Below are 18502 nucleotides of genomic sequence, written 5' to 3'. Positions count from 1 at the left end.
GTGGATGAACCGTCTTCTAGCAGGCAGCCTTTCGCTGCTGCTCTCATTTCCAGCTTTCGCCGCTCCCCAGGACGCCTACACCCAGCGCGATGTCATGCAATGTGGCGGTGTTGAAGTGGTGATGGTGTCGTCGTGCCGATCCGTGACGGTGGATGACGCGGAAACCCACCTCATCCCGGTCTGCTCCGATCAGACGATCAACATTGGCGGCAAAGTGTTGCGCCGCAACATCGACAAGGTTTCACAGCTCACGTCTGACGGTAAGAAGACGAAGATGCTGAGTAACGTGGCAGTGGAGATGGATTGTGTAAAAGGAAGCAAGGGCAGCCTGGTGTTCATCGGCGGTTATGGCGGGTGTGGGTCCTGCCCGGAGTGGCGCGGGTATTACTCCACCGCTGGAAGGTTGGAGCATTACAGCTACAGCAATAGTTATCGGTCGTTTGGTTCGAAGGGTTCCTGGGAAGGGCTCATAGAGGCTTATGGCATCACTGAAAGATAGTTACAGCAAACAAGCCCTGCGGTTAAAAGGATCGACTATGGGCAGCCTTAGATCCGCACTATTGCTCGCGAGTCTGTTGCTGGCGAATGGGGCTACGGCAGAAGAAGTGCGAGTCACTGGAGTCGACGGGCACACACTGACATTGCATTTGAAAGCAAAGGTATGGCCCGAACACTCAGTGGAAGCGGCGAGTGCGACCTTTACCGCGAATGGAAAAACATTCCCGCTTTACGGAACCGATATCGGGGTCGAAGTCCTTCCTCGATGGCTTAGCCCTGACAAGAAGACCTTACTCGTGAACCAAACGATGTATGGAATGTTGTCAGACGGGAGTGGTGAAGACAGCTTCCAGTCACGAAGCCACTGCGATGTGATTTCGATGGAGACCGGTTGTGTCCTGCTTCAGCGTGATGATCAGTTCTGCGCTGGTAAATGGGTGGGCAATAGCTGGACTACCGACGAGGGTGAAGTACTCAAAGCTGAAATGGAGACACCTTCCCCACAGGCACTACTGAAAACCCTCTCGAACATTGAATCTGCGCAATATCGAGCCAGCGAGATCGAATGGAGCTTGGTCATGGGGGCGGATTCGTACATGGCTTGCCATCCACCGGCTCGCAATGTTCAGGGTATCAATGATCTTGGTTTCTATTTGGCTGAGGGCGGCAACGATGCACTGGCGCTGAAGTTGTATCGCGGCGTCGAGGCAGTCGGTAAACGCACAGTGCTAATGTTGAACATCGCCGATTCACTCTGGCGCCTTGATCGCAAAGACGAAGCGCAGCGCTATTACAGCCAGTACCGCGACGCGATGAGCGCCGACGGCAAGGCGCAGAAAATACCTCAACGTGCAGTTGAGCGATCCGTCATTCAGGGAATGAAAAATTGAACATGTTTGTGCGCTTTATCGCGTTGTCCTTTGGATGCCTGTTTGCCTCTTTCGCAATGGCCGATGACGACTGCAAAGAGATTTCCGTGAGCTCACAGGTCGATCGCTGCGTGGAGGCGGCCCGCAAGGAAGCCGATGCACAGCTCAATATCAGCTACAAAAAACTACTGGCGCGCTTCGAGTCTCAGCAGCGGAGCGACCCGGAGCAGGGCAAGACGCTGGTCGCCATGGCCAGAGAATCCCAGCGCGCCTGGATCAAGCTGCGCGACACCACGTGCCCGCTCGAAGCCACGGAAATCGAGCCTGGGATGGCCGCGCATGTCACGACCATCAACAACTGCATGGCCAGAATGAGCCTAGAGCGTGCAGCCTTCCTGGATGCGGTCGTCCCGGATGATCCGAGTGAAGTGATCGATGTCGCCAAGGTTTCCAGTTCTGCTTCGCAACGATACGGCGATGTGGTGGCTCGTTATGTCACTACGTTTGGCAGCCCCTGCCTCAATGTTCAGATCCTCGCGCCCAAGGGCAATTGGCGGGTGCTCTCCTCAAAACGGTTTTGCAGTTTTAATGGCAAATCGTTTTGGGATGGTTACGCCAGTGCGTTGTTTGAGGATCATGCATTCACTGCGGATGGTTTACAGCTGACGCTCAGCTTGTTCGAGCTTCGTGAGGAGGCAGAGAAGCGCCTCGCCTGTGTAATTCCGATTCAAAACGAGCAAATCAAAGAGCTGAGATGCGGCGCACCTGAGTCATCGTGAAACCATCAGCGTAAATATTTAGAAGATTGATCAGCAGGGAAGTGATCGGAATTGAACAGGCTCTTAAGTTGTTTTGGTGTGCTCGGGCTCATCGTCGGCTTGTCGACTCAGCCGGCATCGGCAAGTGACCCTCAAACCATCGGTGAACTGCATCCCCCGGTGGTTGCTTCGTTGGGTGATCAAAAGATCACGGTGTTCTTTTTGAAGAACAACCTCAAGGGTCAGGTCAGGGGCGTGCATGTGCCAGGTGCCGAGATTTTCTACGCGCCCATGAATGCGGTGAATCCTTCGCTGAATTATGTGTGGAAGGTTGAAGACGAACAGATTGCCTCGGTGTTCTTCTTCGAGCGCAAATTCCCTGAGCGAGCGGGGAAGTCCATGTTTGTCCTGACAAAACACAAAGTTCTGGACGAACATTTCGAAGGAGATTCCTATTCGGTGCTGGAACTGCCGCTCTTCAAGGACGGCGACCACTTGGCTTTGCAGTTCTTTCGAGGTGACCCGCCAGACCCTGAGTTGCAGAACTGCCTTGACGGTATAAATCGGGAAAACGGCGTAGAAGTCGTGTGTGCCTACAAGGATGCAGCGAGTATCAAAAAGCGTCTGGCAGACCTTGATGCAAAGACCATTGCCAATTCAAAGCTTCAACAAGATCGCCAGAGGTCGCCTAAAACTAAGGATGACGTGACCAGTGTCGCTTGCCCCTCACCCAACTTTTCAACCTTCCTCTCAGCCTTCTCTGAGCGCGCAGAGGTGCAGAAAGCCTTCGTCCAGCAGCCGCTGAAAATGGTCACGACCGTGGCCGGTGATCCCGAACCCGAGATGCAAAAAAGCAGCCTCAGCGGCGATCAGCTCAAATTCCCGATCATCCCGGATGTAGCGAAGCGAGAGGCTCAGGGCCTGACGTTGACCGTCAAGGACGAGCAGGGTGATCACGCCGTTGCGATCCTGCAGAAACCGGATACCGATTATGTCTTCGAGTATCGGTTTGTCCGTGGGCAATGCTGGCGGCTGGAAGAAGTGATGGATTACTCGCTTTGAAGCAGGTGGCAAGTTGAAAAGATTAGGTTTGATCGCGTTATTGCTGTGTTCTTTCACTGCTGTGGCGGGGCCGATGTTCCCGTCACTCACGTCGTGCAGGGACGTTGGCAGCGACTGTGCGCTGGCGCTGAAGGACAATTTTCTGGTGGACGCACACTCCGGGCAGCGTCTCTCCGAGACGGAGGAACCGGCTGGAGCGATGAGTGGCTTTTGGCTGTATCGAGATGGCGAGCGCTACATCCTTCAGGAAGAAAATTACTCCCAGGCGAAGTCGCGCCGTTGGCTGGTTTTTACTTACGACAGCGGCAAAGTTGTGCTCGACGGCGCTTATGTTTTCTCGATCGACATTGATATGAACACCGGGCCCTACTGGCATGGCTACGACTGCCGAGGTGATGCCAAGCCGTTCGCCGTGCCAACGAAAGACTCGTTCAGTGAAGTCGCTTTGGAGGCGTTATGCGGGGAGGCCGAAGGCTGGGTCGTCTCGGGCGGGGATACCAAGGTGCCGGTGTCGGCCAAAGGGCTGGCCGTCAGTGTTCCCGTTTATCACGACCGCAATCGTGAGGGTTCAGCGACGTACCTGTTTACTGAAAGCGATGTTCCGGATCTTTCGAAACTGGTTTGCCTGTCCAACTGTGCTGATGTCGCGCAAACGCCGGAGCGCGTTTCGCAGGAGACGGCGCCGTTGAAGCGCGGGCAGGATGGAACGTTGTGCTCGGATGATGAAGACATCTACTTCAGTTGCCCGTTGCGGGGCGGTAAGACGGTTTCTGTTTGTGCGACGGGAAACAGCAAGCCCACGGTCGGCTCTGTTCAATATCGCTACGGTGTGCCGGGGAACATCGAGATGGTCTACCCGAAGAACGCGATGCCACCCAAGGGCAAATTCTTTGTTGTAGATGCGTCGGAAGGCAGCGTGAACCTGAACATCATCAAGTTCAAAAGCGGTGCGTATACCTACCTCGTTAGTCAGGCCTTCGTGAGTTTTCTGACAGTGCTCAAGGAGGACAAAGTTGTATTCAGGCAGCGATGCGACTCAGGAAGTTATTCCTTCATAAACCGGGCTGCGCTTCTTGGGTTGGAGACGCGACCCAAAAGCGCAGAGGACTTTCGCTAATCGCTGCTGCCGAAGATCAGGAAAGGGGACTCAACGTCCCCTTTTTCCCGCCCGCAATTCAGCTACGGCTTGCCCTGATACTCCCGAAACTCGATGTGATCGAGCGTGCCTTCCACCATCAACCGCACGCCGTCTGCCATTCTGCTCAGGCCCAGTGCCATCGAGCGGCGGGGGCCGTCGAGGTCGTCGGCCAGGTTGGCGGCTATGGCGCTGATGGACAGGAGGTCTTCGGAGGCGTTGGCCATGAGGGCTTCGGCGTCGGTGTCGGGGCAGAGGGCGAACAGGCCGCCCAGGCGTTTGGGGCGTGAGGCTCTGGGTTTGAAGTGGTGGTCGAGGGCGCGTTCGGCGGCTTCGTGGAGTTTCTTTGAATCGAGGGATTCGTAGGGGGAGGTTTCGGGTGTTTCTGGGGGATTGGGTGTTGGTTTGATCATTGCGCAGCTTCCTGGAATTGTGAGGCCGACACCCATTCGCTTGCACTTCGAAAGAGGTGGCAGCTATGCGTTGGTGTGCAAGACCGGTCCAGGTGGCCGGCAGACTCGAGAGTCTCCGACGCACAGCCGCCATAACGATCCGCGAGCATAGGAAAACGCTCAGCGAATTGCCATCAACGATTGTGCACCTGAACCGGACTTGCACGTCCGAGTCACCGATTTTGCGGTGACACACAGAGGCTATCGGTGATGTCCAAGTTCGCCTAGTTCATGGGTATCCCGGCGTATTGCGGGAAATTTCCCATAGGTTTGCGGGGGAGAAGATCAAAAGATCGCAGCCTTCAGCAGCTCCTACAGGAATGTGTTTCTTCAGGTGTAGGACGGGGATCAAGTCCAGAGGGTGAAATCGTGACTTGGTAGTCATCATGCGAGAAAATCGCTGCATCGTCTTCTATCCGTGCAAGAGAGTGGCGAATCCATCCGAATCCCTTACACTCCCCCAGCCGTTCATTTTCCTTTTGAGGCTGTGCGCATGAAATTTCGTTTTCTTCTGTGGATGCTGGGTCTGTTGATGGGTAAGGCCAGTCGGACAAATCCTGCGTTCCAGCAGCAGTTGGGTGACAAGGATCTGGTGTTTCAGCTACAGACTCTGGACGGGAAAGTGGCGCGGCATTTCGTGGTGAAGGACCAGCGCATTACCAGCAAGTCTGGCGTGGTGGCGGAGCCGGCGTTTGCGATTGCGTTCAAGGACGCGGCGTTCGGGTTTGCCACGATGCAGGCCAAGAACAAGCAGCTGGCGTTCATGCAGGGGATTCAGGACAAGTCGATCCAGCTCAAGGGCAATCCGGCGCTGGTGATGTGGTTTCAGGGGTTGATGAAGTATTTGAAGCCGCGGAAGGTCAAACCCAAGATTTGAGGCCGTTCAGTTCGGCCATTTGGCTGTTGTAGGTATTCGCACTGTCATTTCTGACAGGTGAAATCTCGTCATTTTCAGAGCATTTTAAGGTTGCGTTCGAAGTTGAAGAATTTCTATGCAACCTTGAGGATTTATGAAAATGAATCGAAATCTGAAAAATACTCAACCTGGTCAGCCGGATCCGGATTTTGCTACTGGCGGTAAGCTGACGATGCCTACAAGAGAACTTCCTGGAAATGATTGCAGTGGTCTCATGGCGCTGGCAGACAACAAGTTTCTAGTTGTGAACAATCAGGAAGGAGGTGAGTTCATTTATGTCGCACGGATGACCAGCCAAGGGCAGATTGATGATGGATCCGGGTACGGTGATGGGAACCGGGGCGTTGCTAAAATATTTTTTCCTAATGAGTACGTCGGTGTTATTGGTCTTGGACCTCTGAGGGATGGGGGTTGTTTGATATCGGCGTACACACTCACTCGTGGTCAAATACTCATTAGATTATCGAGGAGTGGTGCCTTGGTAGATGGTTTCGGTAAGGGCGGTGTACTTGCTATTTCTGATCTTGGGATCGCAACAGTAGGTCAGAAATGGGAACCCAAGAAAGATTCGGCACCTCGACACGATCTCTTGCCCGATGAGGCAAGTAACCGGACTAGCCCCGCAACGCGGCTTTCTTTTGCTGAGCAGCCAGATGGAAAAATCGTATTCGCCAGCACTGTAGAAAGCCCGGCGTCTAGCGCGGGAGTTGTCGTGCGTGTTACTCCTCTTGGTGGGTTAGATAAAACTTTCAATAAGGTAGGCTATGCGATTGCTGACCTTGGAAGCGGCTTGGAAAGCATAGGTCGAGGCGTGGGGTCTCAGCGGGGCGGAGGTTTGGTGCTGTTTGGCACATTCTATTCTGATACTGGAAGGGGGGCTTATGCGGTACGTTTTCACGCGGATGGAACGCCTGATAAGCAATTTCGAACGCTAAAGCTACCTGGCCCGACCATCGCCGACATGAGTATAAGGGAGCGCGACGATTTGATTGCTCTTGTCGGAGGCAGTACTGAAGGGTTTGAAGAAGGGCAGGGCGTGATTATTGTCTTGAATCGCGATGGGAAGCCCAATCTGGTTTTTAATGAAGGGAAACCGTTGTATACGAAGTTACAGCCTATGGGCGAGAAGTGGGAGCGGTGCGCGTTTAGTGGAGTGGGAGATAGTGCACTAACTGTCTCGGGTACAACTGCAGGTAGTTTTTTAACTGATAAAACGCATTCCGTCATTGCGCGTTTAAAATTAACGGCTGCGCTGGATCCGGAGTTCAACGGCAAAGGCTGGTATGGATTCAACGAGCCTCGTCATTTGGAAGTTACACGTGATATGGCAATCTTGCCGAATGGCGACATTCTTGTAAGCGGTGCATTTCATGCAGGCCGTGATCATCTCTTGCCTTATGGCAGCTTTGTCATCAAGTTGAAAGGATAGTTAAAGAGGCTCGCTCCCACAGAAGCTGTGAAACCCTGTGGGAGTGGGCCTGCTGAGTTTTAGGCCTGGCTGAACTGCGAAGCCAGTTCGCGCAGCAGCACTTCCGCCTCAAGCACTTTGCTGACCACATCATTGGCCTTGTCGCGGCTCAGGCCAACGCGTTCCAGCAGCGCATCCGGAATGTCTTCATCCGGGCCGGAGCCGATCCCGCGGCTGCGCAGCAGGCGCACGGCCAGGCAGACGAGGTTCGGGTATTCGGCGTAGGCGCCGTCGTAGTTCGGGTCGTGCTGGAAGCGCAGGGCGGTCGCCAGTTCCTCCGGCATGTCCCAGTAGCGCATCAGCCAGGAGCCGATCTGTTCGCGGCTGATGCCCAGCAGGTGTTGCTCGACATAGCTGTGGCACAGGTGCGGGTTGACCTCCAGGTGGCGGCAGATCAGCGAGAAGTGCGGCGGGAACACGTGGGCCAGCAGCAGGTAGCCGAAGTTGTGCAGCAGGCCGGCGAGGTAGGTCAGGCCGGATTCCGGGCGCTGGGCACGCGGCATGGCGCGGGTCAGGCCTTCGATGACGGCGGCGGTGTAGATCGACTGCTGCCAGTACGGCGTGGTGTGCTGCGGGTGATCCTTGGGCAGGCTCAGGGTCTTGCCGAGGGCCAGGCCCAGCGCCAGGTTGATCACCAGATCGAAGCCCAGCACGCGCACGATTGCGTCTTCCACCGAACGGATCTTGCCCGGCGACGCGTAGTACGGCGATGCCGCCCAGCTCACCACTTGCGCAGCCAGCGCCGGGTCGGTTTCGACCACGCCGGTGATGTCGTCGATGGTGGCGTTCGGGTCAACGCGCAGCTTGATGATTTTTTGCGCGGTTTCGGCCAGCGGCGGAATCTCGATGGTCGCTTCCAGACGCTGCTGGATGCGCCGCGCGGTGAACGCCTGCACGGCCTGGGTGATTTCCTCGCGGTCATCGTCCGGGCGGTCGAGGTTCGGGCGGATGCTGCTCAGGGCTTCGCCGAAGTTGGCGGCGCTGGCCTTGGTCAGCATGGTCTTGAAGTCTTCGCTGGCGATTTCCAGCAGCAGGCCCGGCTCGCCGGAGTTGATCAGCAACTTCGGCTCGCGCAGCAGGCTTTCTTCGTAGAGGCACGGCGAACTGGTCAGCGCCGGCAGGCCCGGCAGCAAGCTCAGGCTGTGTTTGCCGAGCATCTTTTCCAGGCGCTCGGTGGACACGGCGGTCAGGCGACGGCCCGTCAGCTCGGCGAGGCGGTTGAGATCCAGCAACTGGCTCTGTGGAAACAGCACCATCAGTGCACCGACCGCGTCGTCCAGCAACACGGCCTGCACTTTGCGCGAAGCATTGAGGCCGTGGTGGTCGAGTACCTCTTCGTAGGCGACGCCCAGCTTGTTGAGCAGCAGCCGAATAACAGACGGAGCGTGCGGGGATTCGGGGGCGAGAGCAGCTTCGGTCATGGTCTGTATCCGTTTTTGAAACAATTGCTGGAGTATAACCAGCTTGGTTGGAACGAGCTGTCAGAAACTGCGACGGTGCTCACACTTGGCCGTATTGCTGCCCGTGTCGCAGCCAGCGGTCGAGCAACGGGCTGACGTGGGTAGGCCAGCGCTCAAGCAAGGCCTGGGCGGCATCGCGCACGGCGGGCAGCAGATCGGCGTCGCGCATCAGGTCGGCGACCTTGAATTGCAGCAGACCGGTCTGGCGGGTGCCGAGCATCTCGCCGGGGCCGCGCAGTTCGAGGTCTTTTTCGGCGATGACGAAACCGTCGTTGGTCTCGCGCATGATGCCCAGGCGCTGGCGGCCGATCTGTGACAGCGGCGGATGGTAGAGCAGCACGCAATGGCTGACCGCGCTGCCTCGGCCGACGCGGCCACGCAACTGGTGCAGTTGCGCAAGGCCCAGGCGCTCGGGGTTTTCGATGATCATCAGGCTGGCGTTGGGTACGTCAACGCCGACTTCGATCACGGTGGTGGCAACCAGCAGTTGCAGGTTGCCGGCCTTGAACTCGGCCATGACGGCGGCTTTCTCGGCGGGTTTCATGCGGCCGTGGATCAGCCCGACCTTCAGCTCGCCGAGGGCGGCGGTCAGGTCTTCGAAAGTGGTTTCGGCGGCCTGGCAGGTCAGCTCTTCGGACTCTTCAATCAGCGTGCACACCCAATAGGCCTGACGGCCCTCGGCGCAGGCACTGCGCACCCGCTCGATGACTTCGACGCGGCGGGTGTCGGTGACCAGCACGGTGTTGACCGGGGTTCGGCCGGGTGGCAGCTCGTCGAGAATTGAGGTGTCGAGGTCGGCGTAGGCGCTCATCGCCAGCGTCCGCGGAATCGGCGTGGCGGTCATGATCAATTGATGCGGGCACATGCGCCCGCCGACGCCTTTCTGCCGCAACGCCAGACGCTGCTGCACGCCGAAGCGGTGTTGTTCGTCGATGATCACCAGCGCGAGGTTCTTGAACTGCACTTCGTCCTGGAACAGCGCGTGGGTGCCGACCACCATCGGCGTGCCGCTGGCGATCTGCTCCAGCGCGGCGACGCGGTTCTTGCCCTTGAGCTTGCCGGCCAGCCACGCCACGTCAATGCCCAGCGGTTCGAGCCAGCGCTTGAAGGTGATGAAGTGCTGTTCGGCGAGGATCTCGGTCGGCGCCATCAGGGCGACCTGATAACCCGCCTCCAGCGCCTGCAGCGCAGCGAGGGCGGCGACCACGGTTTTGCCCGCGCCGACGTCGCCCTGAATCAGCCGCAGCATCGGTTCGTGCTGGCTGAGGTCGTAGGCGATTTCGTTGCCGACTCGTTGCTGAGCGCCGGTCGGATTGAAGCCGAGGTTGGCCAGGTATTTCGCCGGCAGCTTCGTGGCTTTCGGCATCGCCGGTGCGCGCAGGGAGCGCATGCTCTCGCGCAGGCGCTGCTGGGACAGTTGATGGGTCAGCAGTTCTTCGAAGGCCAGACGATGCTGGGCCCAGTGATGACCGAGGGCGAGTTCGTCGACGTCGGCATCGGCGGGCGGGTTGTGCAGGTAGCGGATCGCGTCGGCCAGCGGCGCCAGTTGATAGTCGCGAGCCAGTTCGGTCGGCAGCCAGTCGGGCAGGGTGGCCGGCTTGAGCAGGGTCAGGGTCTGCATGCACAACTGACGCAGGCGGGCCTGGGTCAAGCCTTCGGTCAGCGGATAGACCGGGGTCAGGGTTTCATCCACCGGCGGCGGTTCGTCACCGTTGATGGCGCGGTATTCCGGGTGATAGATCTCCAGCCCCGAGGCGCCGGGCCGCGCTTCGCCGTAGCAGCGAATCCGCGTGCCGCGCTTGAGGCCTTCTTTCTGCGCGTTGCTGAAATGGTAGAAACGCAGGCTCAGTCCGCCGGTGCCGTCCTGCAAGCGCACGACGAGGCTGCGGCGCCGGCCCATGACCACGTCGGCGCCGCTGACGGTACCTTCGACCACGGCGTCCTGTCCCGGCCGCAACGCGCCGATCGGCACCACGCGGGTGCGATCCTGATAACGCAGCGGCAGGTGGAACAGCACGTCCTGAAGGTTTTCCAGGCCGACCTTGGCCAGTTTCTCGGCCATGGCTTCACCGACACCCTTGAGTGCGGTGACCGAGACCTGCGACAGCTCCGTCATGACGCTGGCTTAACCGGCCGTGACCGGTGCGGCTGGCTTGGCGACCGAGCACAGGCGAATGGAGTCGGCGAGGATCTCGATGGCTTTCGGCCGCGGGAAGCTGGCGCGCCAGGCGATGGCCACGGTGCGGAATGGCACCGGTGCCGACAACGGACGCACTTCGATCACGCCCGGAGCGTAGTGATGGCTGTCCACCGCCGACAGCGGCAGGATCGAGATGCCCAGGCCGGACGCGACCATGTGGCGAATGGTTTCCAGCGAGCTGGATTCCACCGTGGTGTGCTTGGCGCCGTCGTTGCCCTTGGTCAGGGTCGGGCAGGCTTCCAGCACCTGATCGCGGAAGCAGTGGCCTTCACCAAGCAGCAGCAGGCTCTTGTCGTTGAGCAGGGCGGCGTCGATGGACTCTTTCTGGGTCCACGGGTGCTGGGCCGGCATCAGGACGTAGAACGGCTCGTCGTAGAGTTGCAGGGTCAGCACGTCGGCTTCGTTGAACGGCAGGGCGATGATGATCGCGTCCAGTTCGCCGTTGCGCAGTTTGTCGCGCAGCACGTGGGTGAAGTTTTCTTCGATGTACAACGGCATCTGCGGGGCGACCCGGTGCAGTTGTGGAATCAGATGTGGGAACAGGTACGGGCCGACGGTGTAGATCGCGCCGACTTTCAGCGGGGCGGTCAGCTGGTTCTTGCCGGCCTGGGCCAGTTCGCGGATGCCCTGGGCCTGCTCCAGTACTTTCTGCGCCTGGGCGACGATGCCTTCACCGACCGGGGTCAGGCGCACGGCGCTTTTGCTGCGCTCGAAAATCAGCACACCGAGTTCGTCTTCAAGCTTTTTCACACCCACCGACAGGGTCGGCTGGCTGACGTGGCAACGCTCGGCCGCGTGGCCGAAATGCTGCTCTTGGGCGAGGGTAACGATGTAGCGTAATTCTGTGAGGGTCATAGCAAGCGTCCATGAAGATGCGGGCCAAGCATACCGGCTGCAATCGATAGACGCACGTTATCAGACTGAGTGATGAATGCCACACCGGACAATGCCTGTTTGCCGTTTGCAGATATGACAAAGGCACCGAAAGGTGCCTTTGTCTGTCCGGTGCAACTCCAACGGGGGGGCGTTGTGCGTCAGCGGCGCTTCTCGATCGAGTACACAAACGGCGCAACAATTTCGATGGAGCCGTTGTTCAGCATGTCCGCCGGCGGTTTGGGCAGCGGCTGGGCACGGCGGATCATTTCCAGGGTGGCCCGGTCCAGATCAGCGTTGCCGGAGCGGTCCACCAGCTCGAACGACAGCACATTGCCTTCGCCATCGACCACGAAACGCAGGCGGTTGGTTCCGGTCTTGTTCCGTGACCTGGCGCTGTCCGGGTACTTTTTGTACTTCTGCAGATGCGCGAGCAGCGCACCCTGCCAGCTGGCCTTGGCCGCCAGTTGTGCTGGCGACGGGCCTGGTGCCGGCTGGGCGGATTTCTCCGTTGGTGCCTGGGTCTGCTGAGGCTCTGCCGGTTTTTCCTCGGAAGGTTTTTCCTTCACGGGTTCCGGTTTCTTCTCGATCGGCTTCGGCGGTTGCGGTTTTGGCTTGGGTTTTGGTTTGGGCTTGGGCACGGCAATTTCTGCCTTGGGTGCTTCGGCCAGTTTCGGGATTGGCAGTTCTTCAACCGGAGCCGGTGGCTGCGGTGGCGTGACGACTTTTGGCGGTGCAGGCGGTGGCGGGGCCGGAACCGGTGCCAGCTCGACCATCATCGCCTGCGGCGGCAATTCGATGGGAGGGCGGGCGGTCCAGTTAAGCGCCAGCGCGATGGCCAGCGCATGCACACCCAGCACCACGGCCAGGCTACCGCTGTAACGCGTCAGCTTATGGCGCGTCGTGATCATTTCTTGACTGCGCTCTCGAGGCCGACCAGACCGACTTTCAGATAACCGGCGCTGCGCAGCTTGTCCATCACGCTCATCAGGTCGCCGTAGTCCACGCCTTTGTCGGCCTGGAAGAAGATGGTGGTGTCTTTTTTGCCCTGAGTCCTGGCGTCGAGCATGGCGCCGAGGGTTTCGGCTTTGACTTCGTCGTCACCGATGTACAGGCGCTGATCAGCCTTTACGCTGAGGAACACCGGTTTCTCCGGCCGCGGCGCCGGTTTGGCGGTCGAGGCGGGCAGGTCGACTTTGATGTCTACGGTGGCCAGTGGCGCGGCCACCATGAAAATGATCAGCAGCACCAGCATCACGTCGATGAACGGCGTGACGTTGATTTCGTGGTTCTCGGCCAGATCGTCGTCTGCGCCTTCTTTCAAATGCAGGCCCATGGCCGATTACCCCACTTTGACCATGTGCGGCTGCGAGCTGCTGCGCTCAGGCTGGTGGTCGAGGTCGCGGCTGACCAGCAGCAGGACTTCTGCCGATGCATCGGACACCTGAGCCTTGTAACCGGCGATGGAGCGGGCGAACACGTTGTAGATGACCACGGCAGGAATCGCGGCCACCAGACCCAGTGCGGTAGCCAGCAGCGCCTCAGCGATACCCGGTGCTACGACAGCAAGGTTGGTGGTCTGGGTTTTGGCGATGCCGATGAAGCTGTTCATGATGCCCCACACGGTGCCGAACAGGCCGACGAACGGTGCGGTGGAGCCGATGGTGGCGAGCACGCCGGTGCCGCTGCTCATGTTGCGGCCACAGGCGGCCACCAGACGCTCGAGGCGGAAGCTGACGCGTTCCTTGATGCCTTCTTTCTCGCGGGAATTGGCCGACAGGCGCATTTCTTCGAGGGCGTCATGCACCAGCAGGTTGGCGAGGGTGCCTTCTTTTGCTGCGGTGGTGCTGGCTTCCTTGAGGGTGGTGGCTTTCTTCAGGGCGGCGATTTCGCCACGCAGGCGACGTTTGGCGCCCATCAGCTCGAACCCTTTGGCAATCCAGATGGTCCAGGTAATGATTGAAGCGATGGCCAGACCGATCATCACGATTTTCACGATGATGTCGGCATTCTTGTACATGCCCCATGGCGACAGGTCGTGGGCCATGCCCAGGGAGTTGTCGGCTTCGAGGACTTCCGGTGCGTCGGCGGCGCTGGCGTCTACGGCCTGCACCGGAACGGTCGCGGCAGGTGCGGCGGCTGGAGCGCTCTGCTCGGTGGCGGCTGGTGCGGCCGGGGCTTGTGCGTCAGCGAAGGCGGCGGCCGGCGCCAGCATCAGGCTGAGGAGCAGGGCAGCCACTGCGCTCCAGGCGCGAGGTCGGTTGGTTGGCGAAGCGGGGTTTTGAATGCGTGTCATGCTGGCCGGACCTGAGATAGAAAAACGGTGATGCTCTTCCAGGCCTCGTGAGGCCGAGAACAAAAGTGACGTGCATTATTGCAAGTAATTCTTGTTAACAGAAGTAATAGAGTTGCTTTTTTTCCTTCATTGCTAGCCGCTCGTCCCCTGTCGAGGCTAGTCTGTCGCTTTCCGATGGGAGATTTTTGATGTCCGCGCCCTCTGTTTTGATCGCCGGTTGCGGTGATGTCGGCAGCCGTCTGGCCACGCAATTGCTGGCTGCCGGCTTTCAGGTGTATGGCCTGCGCCGGAATATTTCACGTTTACCGGACGGCGTTATCGGTGTCGCCGGTGACTTGTTCAATGAGGATTGCCCCGAGACCTGGCCGGTGGGTGCTATCGATTACCTGGTGTATAGCGCGGCGGCCACCGATCACGATGAGGCCGGTTATCGCGCGGCGTATGTGCAGGGGTTGCAGCATGTGCTGGGTTGGCTGAACGATTACGGTCAGGAGCCTGAGCGGTTGCTGTTCGTTTCCAGCAGCAGTGTTTACGGGCAGCAGAACGGCGAATGGGTCGATGAAAAATCCGAGACCGTTGCCGCGGGTTATTCCGGTCGGGTGATGCTGGAGGCCGAGCAGGTTGCGCTCAACAGCGGTATTCCTGCGAGCATCGTGCGCCTGACCGGCATTTACGGCCCCGGCCGTGAATGGCTGCTGACCCAGGTACGTCGGGGTTATCGGGTGGCGGTCGACCCGCCGCTGTATGGCAATCGCATCCATGCCGAGGATGCGGCGGGGTTGATGGCGTTTCTGCTGGACGCGGATCGCAAGGGCGTGGCGCTGGATGACATCTATATCGGCGTGGACGACGCGCCGGAGCCGTTGGCCGAGGTGGTGGCGTGGCTGCGCGAGTATCTGGGTGTCACCGAATGGTCGGAAGACGAGAGCGTGCGTCGCACCGGCAGCAAACGTTGCAGCAATGCCCGTGCGAAGGCGCTGGGCTGGGTGCCGAAGTATCCGAGTTATCGTGAGGGGTATGCCGCGATTCTAGAGGGCAAGTGCTGATTCTCAAGCGCAACAAATAATCGTGGGAGCGAGCTTGCTCGCGATGGCGGCATAACAGTCAGCATAAATGTTGAATGCTATGGCCTCATCGCGGGCAAGCCCGCTCCCACAGGGTTATATGCTGTTCTCAGGTGCAGTTACTGTTTTTCGAGCAACCACTTGCGCTCACCCGGGGTGAACTGCGGTTGTTCGTCCGCCAGTGCCGTGTTCACGGCCTGCAAAATTTCAAGCTCCTTGCCTTTGCGCACGAAGATCCAGTTGTTGCCCTGACCGTTCTGTTGCAGCCACATGCTGTCGTTGCCGCTGCTCATCGATGCGCAGTCGCCCGCCAGGCACAGGGCATAGCGGTCGGCGCCCGGCAGGCCGGAGACTTGTCCGTCGGCCTGGAATTGCACCGTGGCACCTTCGCCCTGGCCGCTGGCGATTGTCCAGTTTCCGCCCAGGTAGGCCGAATACAGCGCCCGTTCGAAGCTGGCGCCGATCGGTGCGCCCTCCGGCACCGGAATCTGCGCGCGGTCGAAGAGCTGCTGTGGTTCATTTTCGCTGGCGGCCTGGTGCAACTGGCTGCCGTCACGTTTCAGCTCGCTGGCCGAGCTGCCATAGAAATCGACTTTCCAGGCGCCGGACTGTTCGCCGAGCAAACGACCTTCCACGTTTTCGAAACCGTTGGTGTAGCGGGCCTGACTGGCCTTGGTGTTGATGTCCCATTCCAGGTTCGGGCCGTAGGCCTGAAGCGCTTCACGCAGGGGGCCGCCCTTGGCGGCGGCATCGATGGCGATCTGGTTGATCCAGGTGCCGCTGATGTCACGGTCGGCAGGGTTGCTGGCGCAACCGCCGAGGAAAATGGCGAGCAGCGAGAGAGCAAGCGCTTTGCGCATGGTGGAATCCTTTCAAAACCTTTTCTTTACCGCAGAGCAGTCGGCGCGACCTTGAAGGGCCGCGCCGTGCGCATTACTCGATGACCAGAATGGCATCCATTTCAACCTGCGCACCCTTTGGCAGGGCAGCAACGCCGATGGCGGCGCGCGCCGGGTACGGCTGGTCGAAGTACTTGCCCATGATCTCGTTGACCTTGGCGAAGTGGCTCAGGTCGGTGAGGAAGATGTTCAGCTTGACGATATCCTTGAACGAACCGCCGGCGGCTTCGGCCACGGCTTTCAGGTTCTCGAAGACCTGGACGGTCTGGGCTTCGAAACCTTCGACCAGCTCCATGGTTTTCGGGTCCAACGGGATCTGGCCCGACATGTAGACAGTGTTGCCAGCCTTGATCGCCTGGGAATAAGTACCGATGGCGGCCGGGGCCTTGTCGCTGGTGATAACGGTCTTGGTCATGTATGACTCCTTGTAATGTTTAAGTTATGCACGCATGCGGGTGATGCGGATCACGCCGGTCAGTGCGCGCAGTTTCTTGATCACGCGGGCCAGGTGCACACGGTCGTGGACGCTGACCACCAGTTGGACGACGCTGATGCGGCCATCGCGTTCGTCCATGCTGATTTTCTCGATATTGCCGTCGGCTGCGTTGACGCTGCTGGCCAGCAGGGCAATCAGGCCGCGCTGGTGTTCCAGCTCGACGCGCAGTTCGACGTTGAATTCACCGGTGACATCCTTGGCCCACGAGAGCTGGATGCATTTTTCCGGGTTGTGGCGGATTTCGCTGATGTTGCGACAGTTGTCCAGGTGCACGACCATGCCTTTGCCCGCCGACAGGTGCCCGACAATCGGGTCGCCCGGGATCGGCGTGCAGCATTTGGCGTAGCTGAGCACCAGACCTTCGGTGCCGCGAATCGCCAGCGGGCCTTCAGGGCTTGGCAGTTGTTCGCCTTCGCCGAGCAGGCGGCGGGCCACGACGTAGGCCATGCGGTTGCCCAGGCCGATGTCTTCCAGCAAGTCTTCGATCAGTTCGAGGCGGTACTCGGTGAGCATCGCCTTCACGCGTTCGGCCGGAATCTGTTCCAGCGCGCTGTCGAAGCCGTTGAGCACCTTGTTCAGCAGGCGTTCGCCGAGGCTGATGGATTCGGAGCGGCGTTGCAGTTTCAGCGCATGACGGATGTGGGTCCGCGCCTTGCCGGTGACCACGAAGTTGAGCCACGCCGGGTTCGGCCGCGCGCCGGGGGCGCTGACGATCTCGACCGTGGAGCCGCTTTGCAACGGTTCGGAGAGCGGTGCGAGGCGACGGTTGATCCGGCAGGCGATGCAGCTGTTGCCGACGTCGGTGTGCACCGCGTAGGCAAAGTCGACCGCCGTGGAGCCTTTGGGCAGCTCCATGATCCGGCCTTTGGGCGTGAACACGTAGACCTCGTCCGGGAACAGGTCGATCTTCACGCTCTCGATGAATTCCAGCGAGTTGCCGGCACGTTGCTGCATTTCCAGCACGCCCTTGACCCACTGACGGGCCCGGGCATGGGTGCCTTTGGGCTGCTCGTCGCCGCTGGATTTGTACAGCCAATGGGCGGCGATGCCGTTGTTGGCCATCTCTTCCATTTCACGGGTGCGGATCTGGATTTCGATCGGCACGCCGTGCATGCCGAACAGTGTGGTGTGCAGCGACTGATAGCCGTTGGCCTTGGGGATCGCGATGTAATCCTTGAAGCGCCCCGGCAACGGTTTGTACAAATTATGTACAGCACCCAGCACGCGGTAGCAGGTATCGACCTTGTCGACGATGATCCGGAACGCGTAGACGTCCATGATCTCGTTAAAGGCCCGACGCTTGCCGCGCATTTTCTTGTAGATGCCGTAGAGGTGTTTCTGGCGACCGCTGACTTCACCCTGGATGCCGTCGATGGCGAGGCAGTGGCCAAGGGATTCCTCGATCTTGTTGACGATTTCCTTGCGGTTGCCCCGGGCGCGTTTGACGGCCTGGTAGATCCGCGCGGAACGCATCGGGTGCATGGCCTTGAAGCCGAGGTCTTCGAACTCGATACGGATCGCGTGCATGCCCAGCCGATTGGCGATGGGTGCATAGATCTCCAGGGTTTCCTTGGCGATGCGCCGGCGTTTTTCGCCGGACAGCACTTCCAGCGTGCGCATGTTGTGCAGGCGGTCGGCGAGCTTGACCAGGATCACGCGGATGTCGCGTGCCATGGCCATGGCCATTTTCTGGAAGTTTTCAGCCTGGGCTTCGGCCTTGGTCTCGAAATTCATCTGGGTCAGTTTGCTGACCCCGTCGACCAGTTCGGCCACGGTTTCACCGAACTGCGCTTGCAGCGCTTCCTTGGCGATACCGGTGTCTTCGATCACGTCATGCAGCATCGCGGCCATCAGGCTCTGATGGTCCATGTGCATGTCGGCAAGAATATTCGCCACGGCAAGAGGATGCGTGACGTACGCCTCGCCGCTACGGCGGCGTTGGCCGTCGTGGGCTTGTTCGGCGTAGAAATACGCTCGGCGGACCAGGTTGACCTGGTCGTTGCCGAGGTAGGTCGATAAGCGATCGGCGAGGGCGTCTATGCTCGGCATGATGTCT

Annotated in this window: 18 protein-coding genes; 8 read left to right on the top strand and 10 right to left on the bottom strand. The window is 59.4% G+C overall.

Features of this window, described 5'->3' with window-relative positions:
• Positions 1-4: 4 nt before the first annotated feature.
• From NE357_RS28360 to NE357_RS28340, 5 genes are read left to right on the top strand one after another with little or no spacing between them, the layout of a single operon-like run.
• Entirely contained in the window at positions 5-499 is a 495-nt protein-coding gene (locus NE357_RS28360; RefSeq protein WP_169432470.1) for a hypothetical protein, read from the top strand.
• A complete protein-coding gene (locus NE357_RS28355) occupies positions 480-1388 on the top strand; it encodes a tetratricopeptide repeat protein (protein WP_249314355.1) in 909 nt (302 codons plus the stop codon). The genes NE357_RS28360 and NE357_RS28355 overlap by 20 nt, the downstream gene beginning before the upstream one ends.
• Positions 1389-1390: 2 nt before the next feature.
• On the top strand, positions 1391-2146 hold the full coding sequence (locus NE357_RS28350) for a lysozyme inhibitor LprI family protein (RefSeq protein ID WP_169432723.1): 756 nt from the start codon (positions 1391-1393) through the stop codon (positions 2144-2146).
• 51 nt (positions 2147-2197) lie between these two features.
• A complete protein-coding gene (locus tag NE357_RS28345; protein ID WP_249314353.1) occupies positions 2198-3187 on the top strand; it encodes a hypothetical protein in 990 nt (329 codons plus the stop codon).
• A 28-nt stretch (positions 3188-3215) separates the two neighbouring features.
• Complete coding sequence (locus NE357_RS28340) at positions 3216-4304, top strand: hypothetical protein (RefSeq protein ID WP_249314352.1); 1089 nt, start codon at positions 3216-3218, stop codon at positions 4302-4304.
• Between the two features lie 62 nt (positions 4305-4366).
• On the opposite strand, the gene NE357_RS28335 is transcribed toward NE357_RS28340, so the two are convergent.
• The gene (locus NE357_RS28335) at positions 4367-4735 is read right to left on the bottom strand and encodes a DUF6124 family protein (RefSeq protein WP_243433273.1); all 369 of its coding nucleotides are present in this window, start codon (positions 4733-4735) and stop codon (positions 4367-4369) included.
• A gap of 532 nt (positions 4736-5267) precedes the next feature.
• Between NE357_RS28335 and NE357_RS28330 the strand changes: the two genes are divergently transcribed.
• Positions 5268-5651 (top strand): SCP2 sterol-binding domain-containing protein, encoded by a 384-nt coding sequence (locus NE357_RS28330; RefSeq protein ID WP_169432469.1) that lies wholly within the window; start codon positions 5268-5270, stop codon positions 5649-5651.
• A 139-nt stretch (positions 5652-5790) separates the two neighbouring features.
• The gene (locus NE357_RS28325) at positions 5791-7119 is read left to right on the top strand and encodes a hypothetical protein (protein WP_169432468.1); all 1329 of its coding nucleotides are present in this window, start codon (positions 5791-5793) and stop codon (positions 7117-7119) included.
• A gap of 59 nt (positions 7120-7178) precedes the next feature.
• Here the strand turns inward: NE357_RS28325 and NE357_RS28320 are convergent, their stop codons facing one another.
• From NE357_RS28320 to exbB, 6 genes are all read right to left on the bottom strand, one after another.
• A complete protein-coding gene (locus NE357_RS28320; RefSeq protein ID WP_169432467.1) occupies positions 7179-8579 on the bottom strand; it encodes an aminoacyl-tRNA deacylase and HDOD domain-containing protein in 1401 nt (466 codons plus the stop codon).
• 79 nt (positions 8580-8658) lie between these two features.
• Complete coding sequence (gene recG, locus NE357_RS28315; RefSeq protein ID WP_011336566.1) at positions 8659-10734, bottom strand: ATP-dependent DNA helicase RecG; 2076 nt, start codon at positions 10732-10734, stop codon at positions 8659-8661.
• A 9-nt stretch (positions 10735-10743) separates the two neighbouring features.
• Positions 10744-11673, bottom strand: a complete 930-nt coding sequence (locus NE357_RS28310; RefSeq protein WP_007954418.1) for a hydrogen peroxide-inducible genes activator — start codon at positions 11671-11673, stop codon at positions 10744-10746.
• 179 nt (positions 11674-11852) lie between these two features.
• Complete coding sequence (locus NE357_RS28305) at positions 11853-12602, bottom strand: energy transducer TonB family protein (protein WP_169432466.1); 750 nt, start codon at positions 12600-12602, stop codon at positions 11853-11855.
• The gene (gene exbD / locus NE357_RS28300) at positions 12599-13027 is read right to left on the bottom strand and encodes a TonB system transport protein ExbD (protein WP_169432465.1); all 429 of its coding nucleotides are present in this window, start codon (positions 13025-13027) and stop codon (positions 12599-12601) included. The genes NE357_RS28305 and exbD overlap by 4 nt, the downstream gene beginning before the upstream one ends.
• Before the next feature lie 6 nt (positions 13028-13033).
• Positions 13034-13987, bottom strand: a complete 954-nt coding sequence (gene exbB, locus NE357_RS28295) for a tonB-system energizer ExbB (RefSeq protein WP_169432464.1) — start codon at positions 13985-13987, stop codon at positions 13034-13036.
• Positions 13988-14175: 188 nt separating this feature from the next.
• Here exbB and NE357_RS28290 point away from each other — a divergent pair, with 188 nt between their 5' ends.
• Complete coding sequence (locus NE357_RS28290) at positions 14176-15033, top strand: SDR family oxidoreductase (protein ID WP_169432463.1); 858 nt, start codon at positions 14176-14178, stop codon at positions 15031-15033.
• A gap of 137 nt (positions 15034-15170) precedes the next feature.
• On the opposite strand, the gene NE357_RS28285 is transcribed toward NE357_RS28290, so the two are convergent.
• The 3 genes from NE357_RS28285 to spoT form a co-directional block, all read right to left on the bottom strand.
• Positions 15171-15911: a hypothetical protein gene (locus NE357_RS28285; RefSeq protein ID WP_169432462.1), complete on the bottom strand. Its 741-nt coding sequence runs from the start codon at positions 15909-15911 to the stop codon at positions 15171-15173.
• 73 nt (positions 15912-15984) lie between these two features.
• Positions 15985-16365: a RidA family protein gene (locus tag NE357_RS28280; protein WP_014340863.1), complete on the bottom strand. Its 381-nt coding sequence runs from the start codon at positions 16363-16365 to the stop codon at positions 15985-15987.
• A 24-nt stretch (positions 16366-16389) separates the two neighbouring features.
• On the bottom strand, positions 16390-18495 hold the full coding sequence (gene spoT, locus NE357_RS28275) for a bifunctional GTP diphosphokinase/guanosine-3',5'-bis pyrophosphate 3'-pyrophosphohydrolase (protein WP_007954439.1): 2106 nt from the start codon (positions 18493-18495) through the stop codon (positions 16390-16392).
• Between the last annotated feature and the right edge of the window lie 7 nt (positions 18496-18502).

The organism is Pseudomonas sp. G7(2022) (assembly GCF_052660475.1).
Note: the sequence above shows the minus strand (reverse complement) of the source record. Positions and strands in the feature narration are given on the sequence as shown.